18 protein-coding genes are annotated in these 22481 nt (G+C 31.0%); 5 read left to right on the top strand and 13 right to left on the bottom strand.

What is annotated here, in order from left to right; all coding sequences use genetic code 11:
- The first annotated feature begins 14 nt into the window (after window positions 1–14).
- The 5 genes from ASC44_RS00975 (at window position 15) to ASC44_RS00950 (ending at window position 5445) form a co-directional block, all read left to right on the top strand.
- Window positions 15–515: a hypothetical protein gene (locus tag ASC44_RS00975; protein WP_055445752.1), complete on the top strand. Its 501-nt coding sequence runs from the start codon at window positions 15–17 to the stop codon at window positions 513–515.
- A 116-nt stretch (window positions 516–631) separates the two neighbouring features.
- Window positions 632–2056 carry an L-serine ammonia-lyase gene (locus ASC44_RS00970; RefSeq protein ID WP_055445751.1) on the top strand — a complete coding sequence of 475 codons (1425 nt, stop codon included), beginning with the start codon at window positions 632–634 and terminating at the stop codon, window positions 2054–2056.
- 145 nt (window positions 2057–2201) lie between these two features.
- The gene (panB, locus tag ASC44_RS00965) at window positions 2202–3020 is read left to right on the top strand and encodes a 3-methyl-2-oxobutanoate hydroxymethyltransferase (protein WP_055445750.1); all 819 of its coding nucleotides are present in this window, start codon (window positions 2202–2204) and stop codon (window positions 3018–3020) included.
- A 278-nt stretch (window positions 3021–3298) separates the two neighbouring features.
- A complete protein-coding gene (locus tag ASC44_RS00955; RefSeq protein ID WP_055445748.1) occupies window positions 3299–3997 on the top strand; it encodes an RluA family pseudouridine synthase in 699 nt (232 codons plus the stop codon).
- Between the two features lie 77 nt (window positions 3998–4074).
- Entirely contained in the window at window positions 4075–5445 is a 1371-nt protein-coding gene (locus ASC44_RS00950; protein ID WP_055445747.1) for an aldehyde dehydrogenase, read from the top strand.
- Between the two features lie 14 nt (window positions 5446–5459).
- Here ASC44_RS00950 and ASC44_RS00945 read toward each other — a convergent pair whose 3' ends face one another.
- The 13 genes from ASC44_RS00945 to tilS form a co-directional block, all read right to left on the bottom strand.
- Window positions 5460–6284 (bottom strand): sensor histidine kinase, encoded by an 825-nt coding sequence (locus ASC44_RS00945; protein WP_055445746.1) that lies wholly within the window; start codon window positions 6282–6284, stop codon window positions 5460–5462.
- Window positions 6277–6660: a hypothetical protein gene (locus ASC44_RS17820; protein WP_161804990.1), complete on the bottom strand. Its 384-nt coding sequence runs from the start codon at window positions 6658–6660 to the stop codon at window positions 6277–6279. Before ASC44_RS17820 ends, ASC44_RS00945 begins: the two co-directional genes overlap by 8 nt.
- 356 nt (window positions 6661–7016) lie before the next feature.
- On the bottom strand, window positions 7017–7748 hold the full coding sequence (locus ASC44_RS00935; RefSeq protein ID WP_055445744.1) for a hypothetical protein: 732 nt from the start codon (window positions 7746–7748) through the stop codon (window positions 7017–7019).
- 19 nt (window positions 7749–7767) lie between these two features.
- A complete protein-coding gene (locus tag ASC44_RS00930; RefSeq protein WP_055445743.1) occupies window positions 7768–8490 on the bottom strand; it encodes a hypothetical protein in 723 nt (240 codons plus the stop codon).
- A gap of 11 nt (window positions 8491–8501) precedes the next feature.
- Complete coding sequence (locus tag ASC44_RS00925; protein WP_055445742.1) at window positions 8502–9023, bottom strand: hypothetical protein; 522 nt, start codon at window positions 9021–9023, stop codon at window positions 8502–8504.
- Between the two features lie 154 nt (window positions 9024–9177).
- A complete protein-coding gene (locus ASC44_RS00920) occupies window positions 9178–9900 on the bottom strand; it encodes a hypothetical protein (RefSeq protein WP_055445741.1) in 723 nt (240 codons plus the stop codon).
- 14 nt (window positions 9901–9914) lie between these two features.
- Window positions 9915–10277, bottom strand: a complete 363-nt coding sequence (locus tag ASC44_RS00915) for a hypothetical protein (RefSeq protein WP_055445740.1) — start codon at window positions 10275–10277, stop codon at window positions 9915–9917.
- 225 nt (window positions 10278–10502) lie between these two features.
- Window positions 10503–12041, bottom strand: a complete 1539-nt coding sequence (locus ASC44_RS00910) for a YifB family Mg chelatase-like AAA ATPase (RefSeq protein WP_055445739.1) — start codon at window positions 12039–12041, stop codon at window positions 10503–10505.
- A gap of 90 nt (window positions 12042–12131) precedes the next feature.
- Window positions 12132–13091, bottom strand: coding sequence for a YheT family hydrolase (locus ASC44_RS00905; RefSeq protein ID WP_055445738.1), 960 nt, complete (start codon window positions 13089–13091; stop codon window positions 12132–12134).
- 115 nt (window positions 13092–13206) lie between these two features.
- Window positions 13207–16794: a T9SS type A sorting domain-containing protein gene (locus tag ASC44_RS00900; RefSeq protein WP_055445737.1), complete on the bottom strand. Its 3588-nt coding sequence runs from the start codon at window positions 16792–16794 to the stop codon at window positions 13207–13209.
- Window positions 16795–16892: 98 nt separating this feature from the next.
- Window positions 16893–18518: an adenine deaminase gene (gene ade / locus ASC44_RS00895; protein WP_055445736.1), complete on the bottom strand. Its 1626-nt coding sequence runs from the start codon at window positions 18516–18518 to the stop codon at window positions 16893–16895.
- Between the two features lie 171 nt (window positions 18519–18689).
- On the bottom strand, window positions 18690–21080 hold the full coding sequence (locus ASC44_RS00890) for a protein-disulfide reductase DsbD family protein (RefSeq protein ID WP_083476211.1): 2391 nt from the start codon (window positions 21078–21080) through the stop codon (window positions 18690–18692).
- Window positions 21077–22393: a tRNA lysidine(34) synthetase TilS gene (gene tilS, locus ASC44_RS00885; protein ID WP_055445735.1), complete on the bottom strand. Its 1317-nt coding sequence runs from the start codon at window positions 22391–22393 to the stop codon at window positions 21077–21079. Before tilS ends, ASC44_RS00890 begins: the two co-directional genes overlap by 4 nt.
- Window positions 22394–22481 lie beyond the last annotated feature (88 nt).

Here is a 22481-nt window from a genome sequence, read left to right as displayed (position 1 = left end):
TAAACTATTTACATATGAAACGTATATTATCTATTATTTCGTTATTTGCTATATTTTTAATGTCTTGTGAAGGTCCTCAAGGTCTTGATGGTCGAGATGGTCAAGATGGCGCCATTATAGCCTCGTCTGCTTTTGAAATAGAAATTGATTTTAATACAGCTAACAATTATGAATATACTGAAGCTTATGGATTCGATGTCTTTCCTACCGATGTTACTTTAGTCTATCTATTATGGGAAACTGTAAACGGGCAAGATATCTGGAGGCTTACACCACAAACGGTTCAGTTTAATGATGGTACTTTAGTTTATAACTACGACTTTACGCAAACAGACGTTAGATTTTTTCTGGAAGGCACAACAGATTTTTCACTTTTAGACAATTCATATACCCAAAATCAAGTCTTTAGAGTAGTAGTTGTTCCTGCAGATAATGTAGGCCGTATTGACTACGCTAATTTAGAACTGGAAACTGTTATGTCACTTTATGACATTAAAACGTTTACTAAAAGATAAATTAGTAAAAAAAACATAAATACAAACAGCTTTGATTAATTAAATCAGAGCTGTTTTTTTATGCTCTATACATAAACAAAAAGCTATATTTGTAGCACTAAAACGATATAGTAATTATGGAATGTATTTCGGTTTTCGATATGCTTAAAATTGGTGTTGGACCATCGAGTTCTCACACTTTAGGACCTTGGCGTGCAGCCGAAAGATGGTTACACGAATTAAAAGAAGACAAGGTTTTTAATAATATTACCAGAATTCAAGTAGATTTATATGGCTCGTTATCCTTAACAGGAAAAGGGCACGCTACAGATTTGGCTGTTATGTTAGGTTTAAGCGGTAGTGATCCAGAATATATTCCTACCGAAACTATCGATATTATTATAGCCTCTATAACAAACACAGAAAAAATTGTTTTAGGAAATGAAAAAATAATTGATTTCGATCGTAATTCTGAAATCATATTCAATCGTGTATTCCTTCCTTTTCATTCTAATGCAATAACATTTACTGCATTTAACATGAATACAGAAATACATCAATCTACCTTCTACTCTATTGGTGGTGGTTTTGTTATAAAGGAAGAACGCACTGTTGATGCAGAAAACCAAGAACTTAAAAGTGAATTTCCTTTTCCGGTAGATAAAGCGACTGAGCTATTAGCTTATTGTAAAAGTGAAAATAAAATGATTTCTGAAATTGTTTTAGAAAATGAACGCTCCCTTAGAGACGATAAAACTATAGATTTCGAGTTAAAACGTATTTGGCAGACCATGTTAGATTGTATGTTTACGGGCTGTCATACCGAAGGTACTTTACCTGGAGGTTTAAATGTAAGACGTCGTGCTTTTGATATTCATAAAAATTTGAATATTGAAATGCCTTATGTCACTTCGTTAGATTGGCTAAACAGTATTAGGCAAAGTGAGGTTAAATTTAGACAAATATTAAAATGGGTAAGTTGCTTTGCATTATCTGTAAACGAAGTAAATGCATCGCTTGGTCGCGTAGTAACTGCTCCTACTAATGGTAGCGCTGGTGTTATCCCATCAGTTTTAATGTATTACATGGTAATAGAAAATCATGAAGCAGATTTTAAGCATATTAAGCAATTTTTATTAGTTGCCGGAGAAATAGGCAGTATCTTTAAAAAAGGTGCCACTATCTCTGCTGCAATGGGAGGATGTCAGGCCGAAATTGGCGTAAGCTCTGCAATGGCTGCAGCTGCTTTAACAGAGTTACTTGGTGGCTCGCCAGAACAAGTAATGATTGCTGCCGAGATTGCAATGGAGCATCACCTTGGTTTAACCTGCGATCCTATTGGTGGTTTGGTACAAATACCTTGTATAGAACGTAATGCAATGGGAGCAATTAAAGCTATTAATGCTGCCGAATTAGCATTAGATACAGATCCTAAAAACGCAAAAGTACCTTTAGATAAAGTTGTTCAAACCATGTGGGAAACAGCTAAGGATATGAATAATAAGTACAAAGAAACTAGCGAAGGTGGTTTAGCTGTTAGTGTTAATATGGCAGATTGCTAGAATTGGATTGTTATACTCTAACTGATTCAAAAAAAATAGAGATAATCGCGTAATCTAATTAACCAAACAAATCGAATTAATTAAAAGATCGAACAATCGAGTAAGTAATTTTAGTATTTTTACAATCTATCTTAATATAAATTAAATGTCTGTAGCAAAAAAAGAATATAAAAGAGTCACTGTAAAATCATTAGTTGATATGAAAAAACGTGGAGAGAAAATCTCTATGCTTACTGCATACGATTATACCATGGCAAAAATTGTTGATGGCGCAGGTATAGATGTTATTCTAGTAGGAGATTCTGCTAGTAATGTCATGGCTGGACACGAAACGACTCTGCCTATTACTCTAGATCAAATGATTTATCATGCATCTTCAGTAGTACGTGCTATTCACAGAGCTTTAGTAGTTGTAGATTTACCTTTTGGTAGTTACCAAAGTGATCCAAAAGAAGCTTTACGTTCTGCTATTAGAATAATGAAAGAATCTGGTGGACATGCTGTAAAAATGGAAGGTGGTAAAGAGGTAAAAGACTCTATAAAGCGTATTTTACATGCTGGTATTCCTGTAATGGGACATCTAGGTTTAACACCACAATCTATATATAAATTTGGTACTTATACTGTTCGTGCTAAAGAGGAAGAAGAAGCTATACAGCTTAAAGAAGATGCATTAATGCTTGAACGTGCTGGATGTTTTGGTATTGTTCTTGAAAAAATTCCGGCGAAATTAGCGCAAGAAGTTGCAGAGAGTGTGTCTATTCCTGTAATTGGAATTGGAGCTGGAAATGGTGTCGATGGTCAAGTTTTAGTGACACACGATATGATTGGTATGACTCACGAATTCAATCCACGTTTTTTAAGACGTTACATGAATTTATATGAAGAAATGACTAATGCATTTACACAGTATGGTGCAGATATTAAGAGTGGAGATTTCCCAAATGATACTGAACAGTATTAATTTTTATGATTTATAAAAAATGGGCTTATAAGTTTTTTATATACACTATAATTCTAAATATTATAGTAGCTTTTCTTGTTATTAATTCTACAATGTTTAATACTCATTCTTTACAAATAATGATTTGTGCAATCACCTCTTCTTTATTTTTATTATTAGGATTAACATTTGGGATTATATCTTACAAAAAAAAGGAGTTAAATGATTTACATAAGAAGTTGGGCTTATATGGAAATTTAGGAATACTTTTTTTAGTATTATTATTCAAATATTAAGTAATGTCTAAAATAATTTCAACAAAAGATAATCTACAAGTTATCTACGAAGATAACCACATCATCGTTGTAAATAAACGCGCAGGAGATATTGTACAAGGTGATAAAACCGGAGACAAACCACTAAGCGATGTTGTAAAAGAATACATAGGAGAAAAATATAATAAGCCAGGAAAGGTTTATTTAGGTACTGTACACAGACTAGACAGGCCAACTACAGGCTTGGTTATATTTGCCAAAACCAGTAAAGCATTGCCACGTTTAAACAAACTATTTGTTTCTAAAGACATCTCTAAAACCTATTGGGCTTTAGTAAAAAACAAGCCTGAAAAAGAAGCAAACACGTTAATCCACTGGCTTAAAAAGAACCCTAAAAACAATAAATCTCGAGCACATATTAAAGAAGTTCCAGAGAGTAAAAAAGCTATTCTACATTATAAAACAATAAAGACTTTAGATAATTATTTCTTACTTGAAGTAAATCTTGAAACTGGTAGACACCATCAAATTCGAGTACAACTTTCTAGTATTGGTTCTCCTATTAAAGGTGATTTAAAATATGGTTTCGATCGTAGCAATAAAGATGCAAGTATTAGTTTACATGCTAGAAACATTAAGTTTATTCATCCTGTTTCTAATATCGAACTAGATATTACAGCACCTTTACCTAAAGATCCTATTTGGGACGCTTGCCAAAAATAAAATATTTTTAGGTGTTGTTTTTAAGGGCTTACGATTATTAATTAAGTTTTGTAACTTTACTTTTCTAATCTATTTCTATGATCCCTGACTTACTACAATCTCAAAAAGACTATTATAAAACTGGAGAAACCAAAAGTGTTCCATTCAGAAAACAAGTTTTAAAAAACTTAAAAACTGAACTTATAACGCGTGAAAACCAGATTATAGAAGCCTTGGCTAAAGACTTTAAAAAGCCAGCTTTTGAAAGCGTTTTAACTGAAACTACCGTCGTACTTTCAGATTTAGATTTAATGATTAAGAACGTTAGCAAATGGGCAAAACCAAAACGCGTACTTCCTGCCCTTTTAAACTTCCCTTCTACAGATAGATTATATTCTGAACCTTACGGACAAACCCTAATTATAGCACCTTGGAATTATCCGTATCAATTAGCAATTGCTCCAATGGTTGCTGCTATTGCTGCAGGCAATACCGTTATTTTGAAACCGAGCGAATTAACACCAAATACTTCAGCTTTATTAAAAAATATTATAGAAACTGTTTTTAAGCCAGAACATGTATATGTTGTAGAAGGTGGTGTAGATATTTCTACAAAATTACTAGAACAACGTTGGAATTATATTTTCTTTACCGGAAGTGTACCTGTTGGAAAGATTGTAGCTAAGGCTGCTGCTGAATTCCTTACACCACTTACTTTAGAATTAGGTGGTAAAAACCCATGTATTATAGACGAAACGGCAAATATAAAATTAACTGCTAGACGCATTGTTTGGGGTAAGTTTTTAAATGCTGGACAAACCTGTATTGCTCCAGATTATATAGTAATTCACAATAGTAAAAAAGATGCTTTTTACGAAGCCATGAAAATTGAAATTGAAAAGGCTTACTCTAGTGCACCAATAGCATCTAAAGACTTTTGTAGAATTGTAAACGAAAAGAATTTTAAGCGCTTAGTCCGTATGCTAGACAATGAAAATTGTATCATTGGAGGACAAACAGAAGCTAACACTTTATACATCTCTCCTACTCTTATAGACGAACCTAGTCTTGATAGCGAAGTCATGAAAGATGAGATTTTTGGTCCCATTCTTCCTGTTATTTCCTATACAAATGATACTGAAATTGATGCCATAATTTCTAAATACGAAAAACCGTTATCGCTTTATGTATTTAGTACAAATTCAGCGAAAGCTAAAAAAGTAATTGAAAAATATTCTTTTGGCGGCGGTTGTATTAATGATACTGTAATTCATTTTGCAAACCACAGATTACCTTTTGGAGGTACTGGAAATAGTGGAATTGGTGCTTATCATGGAAAACTATCATTCGACACTTTCTCACACCAAAAAGCAATAGTAAAAAAAGCAAATTGGCTAGATCTACCTGTTCGCTATGCACCTTATACTGGAAAACTTAAGAAAATAAGAAAGATTTTAAAATGGTTATAGAAGACTATATTTTATTATTCTTCGTGTTTATATGGATACTTTAGCTCCAATGTTACACCTTTACCAACCTTGGAATTAAGACTATATTCGGTATTAATTAGTTTTGCACGACTTTTCATGTTTAATAAGCCTGAACCTTTTTGCACAGTTTCGATATCGAAACCTTTTCCATCGTCGCTTGCCACAATAATGAGCTTATCTTCTAAATAGTTCAATTTAACTGATAGATTTTTAGCCTCAGAATATTTTACTGTGTTCGAAAAGAATTCCTGCAAAATTCTAAAAATAATAATTTCATGTTTGGCATTTTTAAAAGGAATAATTTCTCCTTTAACATTCAGTTCGGCAGTAGCAAATTTTAATTTTTTTAATCTATTGAGCTCATTTTCTATAGATTGCTCAAATCCAATATTTAAAACTACTTCATTATTTAGAGAACGAGACAACATCCTCACTTCTTTTAAACTCTGTTTTACTGTGCTTGCTGCCTCTGTAAAATTTTCTTTAACATCTTCACCAATTTGGGTTTTTAGTATGTTCATTTGCATACTTGCAGCAGCCAGTAACTGTCCAACATTATCATGTAACTCCCACCCAATATTCTTTAAAGTTTGCTCTTGTATTTCTGTCTGCGCATTAGAAAGTTCTACTTCAAAAGCTTGTTTTTGCTTAATTCTATCCAACAAAAGTTTGTTTTTTCTTTTCTGAAAAACTATAAAAAATAATATTACTAATGTTGTAACTATTACTAAAACGCCTATCATATAGATTAGCAAATAACGTTCTGCAGCTGTAGATGTTTTTTGTCCTTGAAATAAAATTATAAGAAGGTTAGTCATTTTTAAAATGTGGTTTAGAAACGATGAGTCCAATAGCAAAACAAGAATACATAAAGATATTGGCAAAAACAAAAATGCGTCGTTTTAAATTAACGAAATCCCAATCTGAGACTGTGTTATAGGCGTCAAAAAATAAAATAGGTGTGATAATAATCCACCAAAGAATGACACCACTTAATGCATAAAAACTATATGTTTTAAAAGCATTATTAATAGCTTCTGAATTAATTAACTCTATAAAATATATTGAACACGCAATTAGCAAAGTAAATGCGCCAGATAGTTGATAGAAAGAATGATTTTCTCTAAAAAAAATAAGAGGATGCATAAATAAGTGACCTAATATTAATACACTAAATATTATAACTAACACCACGACCTTATTCTTATTAATACGATTTTGTAACACATGATAGATATAATACATAAGAAACAGCACACTACCAAATAACCAAAACAAATTATACCAAGCTACACTCTTAAAGCCTAAATTACCTAAGTATGTTGTTAACGGGAAATTAAAATCGTAAAAATAGGTCGCACCTATAAAATCGACAAAGACTATGTAGATTAAAAAAAATATAAAAATTCGAGTCGAAGTATTTTTATATTTTCTAAAATAAAATACACCTATCAACATGGCCAAAAGCTCGAAAGCATAGGTTATAAAATTAAAATATTTTGTGATAAATTCTAGCAATTCTATAAATTATTAGAAATGTAAAATACGTCTTAATTTTCTAACGAACTATTCTTTTCTGGTTTGCAAACTATTAACCCAATGGAGAATACAGAGTACATAAAAATATTAGCAAATAGAAATACTTGCCATTTAAGAATAATATAGTTCCAATCTGAAGTATTAAAATAACCTTCAAAAAACGTTAATGGAGTTGTTAATATTGAAAATACTAAAATACCACAAGCGACATAAAAAGGAAAATGATGATAGAACAGTAATACTTTTTCAGACTTAAGAATTTGTATAAAATATGCTGACACTATAAATAATATTATGAAAAAACTAATAACATCTATGGATTGAAAATAAGTGTTTTTTAAAATTTCCCATTGTAAAGAAATAATTAAAGTACTAACAATTATATAACTATACATGCCATACTTTACCACCTGCTTTACGTAAAAATTATTTAAGTTTTTTCTAAAGAAAAAAAGAAAAAATAAGGTTGATGCAACCGTCCAAAATATTTGAAACCACCAATAGTTTTCTTCAAAAACTGTATCTTCAAAATAAATAGACAACCATTTAAAGGATTCATTATTCTCTACATACACCGGATAATTACCTATGTTTTCTACAAATAAAATGTAAATTAAAAAAAAGATAAAGTATTTTACATTTGTATTTTTAAATTTTCTATAACAAATCAAACCTGTTATAGCCGCCATTAACTCAAAAAGCTTTGTAATTATAGAATAATACTCGATTAAAAACGCTTTCATTATTTTAAGTTAGACGACATTATTTTGAGCTTAACTTTGGTTTTGAAACTATTAGACCTATTGCAAAAGTTGAATACATAAAGACATTAACAAATATATTAATTAAACTCCTTATTTCTATATAGTTAGAATCGTTATATTGAAAATATACTTCATAAAAAACAAGAGGTGTTTTAATTAACCAAAAAATTAAAATTGCTAAACTGATATAAAAAGAAAGTGATTTATGAAAATTTAATATTTTTTCGTTGTTAAGCATCTCAATAAAAAACAGAAATGCACATTCTAAAATAATTAAGCCACCTATTATATTCACTAATGCTAAGCTCGATTTAAAAACCGAAGGCCAAGAAATTACGATACTAGAAACACCTATAATCAAGAACAAAAACGTACTATATTTAAGTATCTTTCTATGCATTGCAATTTCTAATATTTTATTAAAGTAGAAGGCATAGAATATTACCGCTCCAAACTTCCAAAATATAGTATACCACCAATAATTTCTAGAAAAATAAGTTCCTCTTAAAAATTCTCGTAGAAAATTTAAGGATTCTATTTCATAAAAAAGCGTTGGATAGTAACCAATCACTTCAATAAAAATAACATAAATTAAAAAATATATAAAATATTTTTCAGCTTTAGGCTTATAAAATTTTAATAATATAAGCCCAATAGCTGCTGCCATAACCTCGAAAGAGTTTATAATTAAAAACCTGTTTTCAAGTAAAAAATCTTTCAATGTAATATTATTTATTGTGGAAAGTTAGCCTCAGGAGGATATCCATTATTACTATCATTCAATGGGTTTCCTCCAGGAACATCTCCTCCGTCTCCCGCTCTTAATGCAGATCCTCCTTTTTGGTGTACTTGCTCTACTCCGCTTGAAGTTGGCACCATAAACATTGTAGTGTAGCCTACAACTATTGTAGAATCTACTTTTTTATCTGGATAAGCACCTAAATAGACTCTTACACCATCCATTGTATACCCTAATTCTTTACTTTGCTGTTCTGCATAGTTTAAATAATTACGCATGTCTTTTAATGACCACCAAGATGAGCGATTATCTGGACGAATTACAATATTTTTTGTAATTAATTCGTGCCTGTCGTCGAAAGCTTTATCTAAGGTTTTAGCATCCTTTGGAGAGATTACACCAGAAGGCTTTACAACAACCATAGGCGTTCCAAAATCTTCGGTTTTACAGCAATAAAAATACATTATTAATGCACCAAGTATTAAGCCTAATATTAGGCTAAGTAAGTTTTTCATTTTTTTATTTTAGTTTAAAATTAGTAAGGGAAGTAGTAAAGTGATTTTACTACACACTATTTAGTATTTAAATAAGTTGTACAAATACCAAAAACTGTATCATAGATTTTAATTTTAAGATTAATAGCACTTAAAAGTAATGAAAAAAAAACAATTATGTTCTTTTTTCTGGATTAGACACTATTAGCCCAAATGCAAAAATGAGATAAGTAAATGTTATTGCACATATTTTAATAGCCAACTTTAAAAAGATAAATCCCTGATCTGATGTATTATAATATTCTTCAAAAAAACCGACAGGCGTAGTAACAATCCAAAAAGAAAATATTCCTACACTTACATAAAATGGCAACGATTTATAAAAAATTAAAACCTTTTCAGAATATAGTAATTCCATTAAATATATAAAGACCAGAAAAAGTATTAAGAAAAAATTAATTATGTCTAAGACAATTATATAGTTAGATTTAAAAATGTCATTATATACTACAAATAATAAAATTGATAAGAAAAAACAGAATAGCGATATCCATTTAACACAAGACTGTATTCTTTTAGTAATTACAATATTATAATAATAAAAACCAAAAAAAGCAGTACTTCCAATTGTCCAAAAAAGAGTATACCACCAGTAGTTACTTTCAAATATAGTATTTTTAAGAGCCTCTTCAATCCAATTTAAAGATTCATACTTTCGGAGATATACGGGATAACTTCCAACAGTTTCTATTATTAAAACATATAATAAAAAGTAAATAAAATATTTTGCATGTTTGTCTTTTCTGTACTTTTTTAAAAGCACAAGGCCAACAAGAGCTGCAAAAATTTCTACACCTTTATAAATAACACGATAATTTGATTCTAAAAAAGAGTTCAATAGTATAAAATGTTTTATTGCGGATAAACGGCATTTGGTGGATTTCCATCATCACCTCTATCCATTCCTTTGGCATTAGGAATGTCTTTATTATTTCCATCTCCATCACTCTCCGTAGGCACCATAAAAATAGTTGTTAATCCTTTTACATCTTTTTCGGTTGTTTCAACTCCTAAATAAAAGCGTACACCATTTACATTTGGGTGATTCTCTTTTATCTGGGTTAAAAAATTTTGCATGTCATCTAACGAATACCAAGACGATCGATTATCTGGTTTTCCTGCTGCTGCTTCATTCTCTCTAGCCCTTAAGCTTGTCCAATTATCATTTAATTCTTTAGCTTCTAAAGCTGAAATTATTCCTTTTGGTATAGACATCGTTTTTGTTTAATTAGTTAATAGCGTTTATTATTAAAAAAATCTTTACTTTTATTTTATTGAAATTGTTTTTATTTTTTTTGCGCCTCTTGAAGCGAAAGCATGCTGTCCTATCATTACTTAATTCATTTATTATTGAATAATAAATTTAGAATAAAATCACGTAGAAACTCATAGCAAACTACTGTTCTCTTATTAGAATTAACGTTAATATGTGATTGAAAATTAACCAAGCCAACCTTCTCTATCTAGGCTTCTATATTGAATAGCCTCGCTTAAATGGCTGCCGTTTATATCTTGTGAGCCTTCTAAATCGGCAATGGTTCTAGATACTTTTAAGATTCTATCGTATGCTCTTGCCGAAAGATTTAAACGTTCCATAGCCGTTTTTAATAATGTTTTTGAAGCTTCATCTAACTTGCAATGTGCTCGAATTTGTTTTACATGCATTTGCGCGTTATAATGTACCGTTTCGGAATCCTCAAAACGTTCTGTTTGTTTCTCTCGTGCTTTAGTAACACGTTTTCTTATATCTACTGAGGCTTCTCCTTTTCGTTCGTCTGAAAGCTTATCGAAAGGCACAGGAGTTACTTCTATATGTATATCTATTCTATCTAATAAAGGTCCAGAAATTTTACTTAAATAGCGTTGCATTTCCGCAGGACTAGATGTTATTGGAGAATCTGGATCGTTAAAGTAACCACTAGGGCTAGGATTCATACTAGCAACCAACATAAAAGATGATGGATAAGTTACCGTAAATTTAGCTCTAGAAATAGTGACTTCTCTATCTTCTAAAGGTTGTCTCATAACTTCTAAAACTTCTCGCTTAAATTCGGGAAGTTCATCTAAAAACAAAACACCATTATGACATAGAGAAATTTCACCTGGCTGTGGATAACTACCTCCGCCTACAAGTGCAACGTTCGAAATCGTATGATGCGGACTCCTAAACGGTCTTTGAGCCATTAAACCTGAATTTGCTTTTACCCTACCAACAACCGAGTGTATTTTTGTAGTTTCCAAAGCTTCTTTAAGCGACATTGGTGGTAAAATACTTGGTAAACGTTTTGCTAACATAGTTTTTCCTGCGCCTGGAGGTCCAACCAAAATGATATTATGTCCACCTGCCGCTGCAATTTCCATACAGCGTTTTATGCCTTCTTGTCCTTTTACATCTGCAAAATCGAAATCTGGATAATCAAGATTTTTATAAAATTCTTCTCTTGTATTAATTATTGTTTGCTCTAAAGCTTCTCCTTTATCGAAAAAATTAATTATTTGTTTAATATTATCAATACCAAAAACCTCTAAATCACTAACTATCGCGGCTTCTTTTGCATTTTGAATAGGAAGAATAAAACCTTTAAAACCTTCTTCTTTTGCTTTTATAGCAATTGGTAAAGCGCCTTTAATAGGTTGTAAACTCCCATCGAGAGATAATTCTCCCATAATTAGATAGTCCTCTAAATTATCGGCCTGAATTTGTTTTGACGCCGTTAAAATTCCCATTGCCAATGTTAAATCGTAGGCAGAGCCTTCTTTGCGCAAATCGGCAGGAGCCATATTTATAGTGATTTTTTTACCAGGAATTTTGTAACCATTGTTTTGTAATGCCGCAGCAATACGATAATTACTTTCTTTTATAGCATTATCTGGAAGTCCTACAAGATGATATCCTATTCCGGAATTAACGTTAACTTCTACGGTTATTGTGGAAGCTTCGACTCCAAAGACAGCACTAGCAAATACTTTTTTAAGCATAAATGGTTGGTTTAGAAACTAAATGTAGGAAAATAAGTGGATTATTAAACCCTAAACTTAATAAAGTTAAAAATCTAAATGCTTAAAACCTCATAATTTACTAAGAAACTCAATCGTTCTTTTTTCTGAATAATATATATTTTCTGAATCATAAAAACCAACATGACCACCATATTTAGGTACTTCTAAATGCAAATAAGCACTCTGTTTTGCTGCTTCTAATGGATAACATTCTTTTGATAAAAAAGAATCGTTTTCTGCATTAATTAATAAGGTTGGTATTTTTATTCGTTCTAAAAACTGAAGACTACTTGATTTTTCATAATAATCGTAAGCATCAATAAAACCATGCGCTTTAGAGGTATAAACGTCATCAAAATCTTTTAGCGTTTTTACAGATTTTAAATTTTTATCTTTAATTTGATCTGGAAATAATTGCTGTTTACCTTTTAATTTATCTCTTAAGTTTTTTAAAAACTTCTTAGAATACAAATAGTTTTCGGTAGACATTAATTGCTCTAAGGAACCTTTTAAATACACAGGAACAGAAACCGTTACTGCTCCTTTTATTTCCTTCGGAATGTCTTTGTTCTCTCCTAAATACTTTAAAATAACATTTCCGCCAAGGCTGAAGCCGTTTAGAAAAATGGTGTCGTAGTTAAAATGATCTGTAATATGTTTTATAACCGAAGCTAAATCATCTGTTTTACCAGAATGATACGATTGAAAACTTGTGTTTACCTCTCCACTACAACCTCTAAAATTTACACAAACCGCATCCATAGTGTTAGCATTAGCAATTTTAGCAGAACCTAACATGTAATGGCGCTGTGCATTGCCTTCTAATCCATGTAAAATAATTAATAATTTGTTGGTTTTATTAGGTGCATAACTCCAATCTAAATCTAGAAAATCGTTGTCTGGTAATGTGATACGTTCTCGTTTTTGAGTGACACCTTCTACTTTTCGTAATAATCCAGAATATATGGTGGATAAATGTCCGTTTCTAAATATAAATTTAGGTTTGTATGTTGTGTGTAGAATTGGCATTTAGTTACTGTTTTAAAAGGCTTTTAATGTTGACATTTTTGTTCAAAGATAAGTAACAAAAAACCTTTCAGTTTTATAGCTGAAAGGTTTAGATTTTAGATTTATGTAGTAAAAATTACTTTTTTATAAACTTTATTGATTCTGTGTTATTTCCCGATTTAATCTTCAAGAAATACATGCCTTGAGATAAACTACTAATATCTAGATTCCCTTTTTCACTTGTAAAGTTTACTGTTTTTAATGGTCTTCCGTTTATATCGTAAATAGTAACAGATTCTAAAATTGTTTTTCCTTCTATGTTTAGAGTATTGTTTGCAGGATTTGGAAATATTGAAATAGTAGAAGTTTCAAACGCTTCCACAGATAGACTAGCAACTATTTCTGTACTCACAGTATTGGTAACAATAGCAGGATTGAAATCGAAGAAAATATCTGCTGTATTATTAAAAATATCACCAACTACTACATTATCTTTTGGTTTAATTTTATAAGCTATAAAACCATGAGAATTAGGCTCGTCGCTTGTGCTATCTGCTAGGTTAATGTTATCGAATATAAACTTAGCCATACTACCATCTGTAATCTCTACTCTACCTGTGTGGCTTAAACTTTCCAACTGCATGGTTGTCCAATCTAACTTAGAATCTAACACATTTTCTACATTTACATTAATGGCACTTGCTGTTCCTGTGTTTTGAAAACGAATAATGTAATGCAAGTATTTGTCTGCATCTTCTAGTAAGATTTGATTACCTTCTAAAACTCTAATATCGTTTGGATCGTATGAGCCAATTACTGTTTGGTTTAATGTGAATACATTATCGTCTGGCGTGTTATCTCCTGTAACTGGATTTACAGTCACAGTTGAAACTAAAACATCATCTATATTAGTTATTGGTGGTGCAAATACATTAAATTCTAAATCTATGGTTTTAGTCTCAAAAGGATTTATGTCTGTAAAATTAAAAGTTAGTGTGTTTGCTGTTTGAGACGATATAGCTTCGCTCGCGCTTAAGAAGTTTAGTTTCGCATCGTCAAACTCGAAAGTAACATTTCCACTTAATTGTGTTGTTCCTATGTTACTATATACTATTTGATATGAGGTATCGAAACCTGGTCTTGGGTCGTTTTGTGTAGGATAGACTGAAATGTTTAAATCGCTAATTGAAGTTGCAGCTATAAGACAAAAATGAGCAGTATCATAGACCTCTCCACTAGTTGTAAAATCAGAAATAAAATAATCTGGTGTTGCCGTAAAACTTACATTAGGAGCAAGATAAGTATATAATTCTCCTTGGCTTACATCTAATTGAAAAGTCCCATCAGGTTGAGAAAAAGTAGCAAAAGAAAAACCATTTCCAACAACAGCCACTAATGCGTTATTTACTGAAATACCATTTGTATCACATCCATCATTATTAAAGTCGTAAGTAACAGAACCAGATATTTGATTTTCTAAAATACCTAAATTTCTATACCAACCAATTTTTCCAAATTTATTATTAGATTCTGAAATTGAATAGATAATATCATTCTTATCGTTACCATCTAAATTACTTGCAACTAGAGCGCTAACTCTATTATTTTCACCTATATCAATTGGTCCATAAAAATTGCCTTGATGATTTCTATACAAATTAACTTCTCTATCATCTGGAGTACTTGAATAATTTTGATTAACTACATCTAAATCGCCATCATTATCAATATCAATTAATAATTCGAAAGTTGAAAAAGTATCATCAATAAGATGATAGCTTCCAAAATCTCCTTGAGCATCTGTATTTTCGAACCAACCTAACTCGTAATTAAAATAAACCAGAATATCATTATCACCATCCGAATCTATATCAAATGTTTTTAATCTTCTTATAGTTTCTGAAGTTTGTATATTTTGAGGAGCGCTAAAACTACCACTACTTCCTAAATTTTCTAACCACGAAAATGGCGTGTTTATTACAATATCTAAATCGCCATCATTATCCAAATCTGAAAAAATATAATCGTCTAAATCATCAATAGCTTCTGTAATAATTTGTTCTGTTCCATAATTACCTTGTCCATCTGTATTTTTAAACCACACCATTTTGTCTCCAAAATTCTCTAGCATAACAATATCTATATGACCGTCATTATCCACATCAAAAACATTCATGTTTCTAGCACTTTCCGAACTGTTTACAATAGATTGATGCAAAATATAATTACCTAAACCGTCTGTATTTTTATAAATCCAAATTTTATCATCTAGAGTAGAATTAATAATAATGTCTAAACTTCCATTACTATCAACATCTACAATATTTAAAGTGTTAAATTTATTTCCTTGTACAGAAATTATTTGTTGCGGTCCAAATGCTCCATTTCCATCCAAATTTTCATACCAACCCAATGTGTCATTTAAACCAGAAACAAAAACAACATCTTCATCTCCATCGGAATCTATGTCTGCAGATTGTATGTTATTTATTCCTTTTATATCATTTATTATAGATTTAGAGTTTCCAAAAATTTCACTATTATTTTCATTTTGAAACCAGCTTACTTCATAGCCATCTACTCCAGAACATACGAGGTCTTGGTATCCATCTCCATTTAAATCTGCTGCATTAAATTTTAAATAAGCTATGGCATTGTTTATTACATCGTTACTTGTAAAATTTACCTGCCTAATTATTTGCTCTGTACTAAATGTACCTAGTCCATCGGTGTTTTCGAACCAAATAATTGCACCATCATTATTGTAGTTTGAAAACGTATCAAAATTATCTACAAAATATAGCATATCCATATCGGAATCTCCATCTATATCTATTGCTTTACCTAAACTACTATTTTCGTAAGAAGAATTAAAAGAGAATTCCCATGTAAATATACCAGAACCATCATTTTTAAAGTAAATATTATCTGATGATTTGCTTCCATATAAATCTAAAACGCCATCTTGATTAAAATCTACCAAGTTAATATCATACATACCTCCAAAGACATCAAATAATAAGTTTGTAGTAGTAAAAGCGCCATTACCATCTGTGTTTTCTATCCAATAAATTGCTCCATCTGGACTTCCATAAGGTGCGTAAACAATATCTATATCGTTATCATTATCAATATCTCCTGTAGTTATACTTAACAATAGAGTTGTAGATGATGTGGAAGCATTGGTTATTAATTGCTCGGTTCCAAATGCTCCAGATCCAAGATTTTTGTACCATGCTATTTTTCCATCGAACTTTGAAGAAATAATAATATCCAATTTAGAATCTCCATCAAAATCATTAATATCTAAATCATTATAATTATTAGTAGCAATTGTTTGAATGGTTCCAAAATTGCCTAGTCCATCTGTGTTTTCATACCAACCCAATACAGACGTATTTGTAATAGAATTGTATCCTAAAATAACTAAATCTAAATCTCCATCATTATCTAAATCTCCTATCTTTAATTTATTTGTACTAACATTAGCATCTATTACATTTATAACACCCATTGTTCCTGCGCTATTTGTGTTTTTAGACCAACTAAAAGGATTAGACTCATAAACTAAGTCTTGATCTCCATCTCCATCAAAGTCACCAGCATATGCTTTACTAATATTATATTTTGTAGAATCTATAACACTTTCATGAAATGATATTTGTCCACTCACAAATTGTATACTAAAAAGAGTTACGATAAATAATAGTAGATTTTTTGTCATAATACGTTAAGTTAGGAGTAAGTTATAAAGTTACAATAAAATTATTGCAATATATAAGTACTGTTTTTATAGATTATGTTACAAGTGTTCCGAGTAATTTAATTCAATTCCAACCCAACAAACTCAAAAACAGCTCCACTAAATAATCCTTTATCACTTAGCTTTAATGCAGGAATAACCAACAAAGCCATAAAAGATAACGACATATAAGGCGCGTGTAAGGTACAACCCATAGTTTTTGCCATTTTATCTAATTCTTGATATTGCTTACCAATAGTTTCACCATTTTTATCACTCATAATTCCAGCAACTGGTAATGCTACAGTTTTTTCTTCGGAAGAATTAACGGCACAAATACCACCTTCTGCATCAATAATAGCATTAACTGCTTTACAAAGTGAAGCATCATCTACTCCAACTGCAATAATATTATGAGAATCATGACCAACAGAACTGGCGATTGCACCTTCTTTTAATCCGAAGTTTTTTATGAAGGCAATAGCAGGTTTTGCATTATTATAACGATTAACAACCGTAATTTTTAAAACATCGCTTTCTGTGTTAGAGACTAGATTTCCGTTTTCTATAAAACTATCTGCAATAATCTCGTTAGTTACCAACTCACCATCATTACATTCTATAACGCGAATTTTTTTTGCTGAAGATTCAAATCTAAAATCTGAAACTTCTTTTTTATCACAATTAAAATTATTAAGGTTTTCGAAAGCTACATCTTTAATATTTACTTTTCCATAGTCGTAAACCAACTCACCATTTATATACGTTTGAAGCGTTTTAAAATCTTTTAGGTCTTCTACTATAATACAATCTGCGGCATCACCAACTTTAAGCGTTCCAACATCTAAATTGTAATGCTTAATTGGATTAATACAAGCTGCTTGAAGCACTTTAAAGATATCAATATCTTTTGCTACAGCTCTAGCACAAACTTGATTGATGTGACCTACTAGTAAATCGTCCGGATGTTTATCGTCACTACAAAACATCATGTTTTCAAAATGTTCAGGCAGTAAATCTATTAAAGCATTAAAATTCTTAGCGGCACTACCTTCGCGAATAATAACTTTCATGCCTTTTTGCAGTTTTTCTAAAGCTTCATCATAAGTAAAACATTCATGATCTGTAGAAATTCCCGCAGCAATGTATTTTGTAATATCGTCTCCTCTTAAACCTGGCGCATGACCATCTACTGGTTTGTTATAATGTTTAGCCCAAGCAATTTTCTTAAGCACTTCTTCGTCATCGAAAAGTACACCTGGGTAATTCATCATTTCGGCAAGATATTTAATATCCGGATTAGCCATTAATGTTTTAATGTCATCAGAATCTATAACAGCTCCTGCCGATTCAAAACTAGTAGCAGGCACACACGAAGGTGCTCCAAAATTGAATTTAAACGGTGTTTGTTTTCCGTTTTCAATCATGAACTCTACACCTTTCACTCCCAGTACATTTGCTATTTCATGTGGATCGCTAACTGTAGACACTGTGCCATGTCTTACAGCCAATTTAGCAAACTCACTTGGCACTAACATAGAACTTTCTATGTGTATATGCGCATCTATAAAACCTGGTAATATATAATGATTTACATCATTGTCTTTTTCTACAATAGAAATAATTTTTCCTGCTTCAATACTTACTTCACCTTTGTAGATAAATTTGTTTTGTATGTCTACTATGTTTCCTTGAATTGTTTTCATAAATACTTTTTAAAACACTTCGACAAGCTCAGTGTGACGTTGGATATCAAAATTGTAATAACAACTAAAATAGAAGCTTTATATTTTTAATTTAATATAGAAAACAAATAGAAACAGAACTATTAGTCTCAGCGATGCCTTATACCTTTATTTTCCTATACTTTTTCTTTGTTACTTTTTATAATTTTCTAAACCTTTTTGTAACCATTCTAAATACGCTTCTTCATTAGGTTCGTAAGCATTAGTATGGTTTAACATTTCTAAATCATTATCTAACAACACGTAAAAAGGTTGAGAGTTATTTTGAAAATTAACCGTTTGTAGTGTCGCCCATTTGTCTCCAATCGTTTTAATATTCTTTGCCTTACCATTGGATTTCAAGAACTTAAATTGCTCATCTTTTGATAATTCTTTTCTATCATCTACATAAAGAGAAATAGTAATATAATCGTCGTTAAGCATCTTAAATATCTCGTCTTCACTCCATACTTGCTCTTCCATTTTTCTACAGTTTACGCAAGCGTAACCTGTAAAATCGAGCATGATAGGTTTGTCTTGCGCTTTAGCCGCAGCTAAACCTTCTTCTAAATCTTTATAACAGTTAATTCCTAAAGGACACTCAGATTCCTTTTCGTAAATACTATACCATAAAGGCGGAGGAAAACCACTTAGCATTTTTAAATTAGCATACTTAGTATTGGTTAATCCTGGAATTAAATACACAGTAAAAGCAAATACTAAAAAGATAAAAGACCATCTCCATTTTGTTGGCTTTTTATAAGGTCCATCGTGTGGAAATTTAATTTTGCCTAGTAGATAAAGTAACATGGCAATACCTACAATAATCCAAATACCAATAAACACCTCTCTTTTTAAAAGTCCCCAATGCTTTACTAAATCGGCATTAGATAAGAATTTTAGAGCTAGTGCAATTTCTATAAACCCTAAAACAACTTTTACTGTTGTTAACCAACCTCCAGATTTTGGTAAAGAGTTTAACCATTTTGGAAACATTGCAAATAAGGTAAATGGTAAAGCTAAGGCTAAACCAAAACCACTCATTCCCATTGTTAATTGCATAGCTCCACCATCGCTAGTTAATGAGCTTCCTAATAAAGTTCCTAAAATTGGACCTGTACAAGAAAACGATACTATGGCTAAGGTTAATGCCATAAAAAAGATTCCAATTGCACCACCAATACTATTCGCTTTACTATCTAAAGCAGCACTCCATGAATGCGGAAGCGTCAATTCGAAATAACCAAAAAATGAAAATGCGAACGCAATAAATATTACAAAAAAGATAATATTAAGCGTCACATTTGTAGAAATATTATTTAAAATTTCAGGATCTAAAGAATCTAATACGTGAAATGGTAAGCTTAATAAGAAGTAGATTAAAAAGATAAAAAAGCCGTACATAATAGAGTTAGCCATTCCTTTTTGCGAATTACCCGAACTTTTAGTAAAAAATGATACTGTTAAAGGTATCATAGGGAATACACAAGGCGTTAACAACGCAATTAAACCTCCTAAGAAACCTAAAGCAAAAATGGTAAAATAACTCTTCTCCTCTACGTCTTCTGCTTTTGTATATTTTTCTGCACCTTTAATATCTAATCTTAAAGCTTCAGATTTTTCAATATCACTATCGCTTAAACTAGCCGCTTCAGATCCGGTTAATAAGTCTCCAGATAATGATGTTTCAAACTCAAAGGTCTCTGGAGCTAAACATTTTTCGTCATCACAAGCTTGAAAAAAGGCTTCTCCTTTTATCGTTTTTGTTTCAGGATTTAATAGTTTTATTCTTTGTGTAAAAGTTGCTTTCTTTTCAAAGTAATTAACTTTCATATCGAAAGCCTTTTCGAATTTACGAACAAGTTTAGATTCTTCAGTTTTTCCTATTAATTCAAAATCTTTAGAAGCTGTATCAAAAGTAAATTCTGATGCTATTGGCCCTAAGTCATTATCTTGTTTCTGACTATAAATATGCCATTTATTATCTAAGACAGCAGTATAAATTATATCGTACTCCGTATCTGATATTTTTTTTGCTTTAGAGGTCCATTTTACGGGTTCAAAAATATTAGCCTGCTTCTTTGTATTACTTGAAGGCAACTTAAAAGTAAGGACTTCGCTATCGAAAATACATTGCTTATCGTCACAAGCTTGGTATTCTACTTCGGCTTTAATACTTGTAATATTTTTATTTAAAATTTCTACTTTTTGAGTGAAGATTGCTTCATTATCAAAGTAGGTTAAATCCATTTGAAATACTTTATCAAACTTTGTAATACTATTACTTTCTTTTGCTTTACCAACAAGTTTAAAGTCGTTAGTTTTGGCAATAGAATCGTAAACAAAACTTGTAGGTATTGCTCCTCCTTCAGCTAAGTTCTGAGAGTATAAATGCCAATGATCCTCTATTATTGCAGCATAAATTAGATTATATTCTGTATCAGAAATTTTTTCAACACTAGTTTCCCATTGTACAGGGTTAACTTGTGCAAACATAGTTTGCATTGAAAATAGTACGAATAATAAAGTAAAGATTTTCTTCATTCCTTCAAGGATATTTTTAATATGTTATTAGTATTACTAGTCACTTTAAAGCGCTCGTCTGCTCTATAGTTTAAAACCCAAACGATTTCTTTATTGGAGCATAATAAAAGACATTTCTCTTTATCTAACAAAGATAGTTTTTCATCTTTAAAATACTTACTCAATTTCTTTTTTCCGTTGCCTCCTAATGGGTGAAAATAGTCGCCATCTTCCCATTTCCTTACAGTTAATGGGTAGCTTAAAATTTCTGCATCTACAAAAATCTCGTTTGGTGATACTTTTTCTATTGTGTTGGCTACTTCAAAAAAGAGAATTCCATTTGGTATAGATTTGTTTTTTTCTGATGAAAGAATAGTCATTGGAATATTTTCTTCTTCGGAAGCCAATGGTGCCAAAATAATATGCAATCTGTCTTTTATTAATCGATGTGTTTCAGAAAAAATTTGCTTTCCGCTTTGTGCAGATAATAAATTTTGAATATCTCCAAAAGCAGTAAAACCAAATGGTTTAAATGTTTCTACTAAGTAGGCTTTTGGGTTTTTAAGTTTAGTAAACTCTGAAATATCGTAGGTGATTTCGTCATTATTAACAGCTACAATAGCACGTTTTAAAACGGCATTTACACTTTCTTCTACAATATCTGAAGCCTCATTTAAATGCATTAAAGTAGCATCGAAATTTTGTAATAATTGTGAGTTTGTCTCTTTTAACTTCGGAATAATTTCATGGCGTAATTTGTTTCTTAAGTATTTAGTAGAGGCATTACTACTATCTTCTCGCCATTCAATTTTTTGTTGTTCAGCAAAACTTAAAATTATTTCTCTAGAAAACTTTAATAATGGTCTTACAATGTTTCCATTAATTTCTGGAATTCCTGTTAAACCATCTAAACCTGTTCCTCTAGTTAAATTAATAAGAAAAGTTTCTAAATTATCGTCTGCGTGATGTGCTGTAAAAACATAATCAAAACCTAACTGATTTGCTAACTCTTGAAACCAATTATAGCGCAATTCTCTTGCTGCCATTTGTATAGACAACTTACTTTCTTGAGCATAAGCTGTAGTATCAAAATGCTGTATAAAAACTTCTAAATCTAGAGCTTCTGCTAAATTCTCAACAAATGCTTGGTCTCCATTGCTTTCTTCGTCTCTTAAATTAAAATTGCAATGAGCAAGTGAAATATCGAGTTTAGTTTCTTTACATAAATGCGTAAGTGCTACGCTATCTAATCCTCCAGAAATGGTGATAAGTATCTTCTTTCCTTTTAGGAAATTAAAATTGTTGTTTATATGTTTTTGAAACGCTTTTTGCACGTTGTAAATGTACGTTTTTTGAAGTTTTTTTAATACGAATTATGATGATTTTAATACTTGCAAGATTATATCTCTAAAAGGCATAAAA

The sequence above is a fragment of the Lacinutrix mariniflava genome (assembly GCF_001418015.1).
Taxonomy (GTDB): domain Bacteria; phylum Bacteroidota; class Bacteroidia; order Flavobacteriales; family Flavobacteriaceae; genus Lacinutrix; species Lacinutrix mariniflava.
Note: the sequence above shows the minus strand (reverse complement) of the source record. Positions and strands in the feature narration are given on the sequence as shown.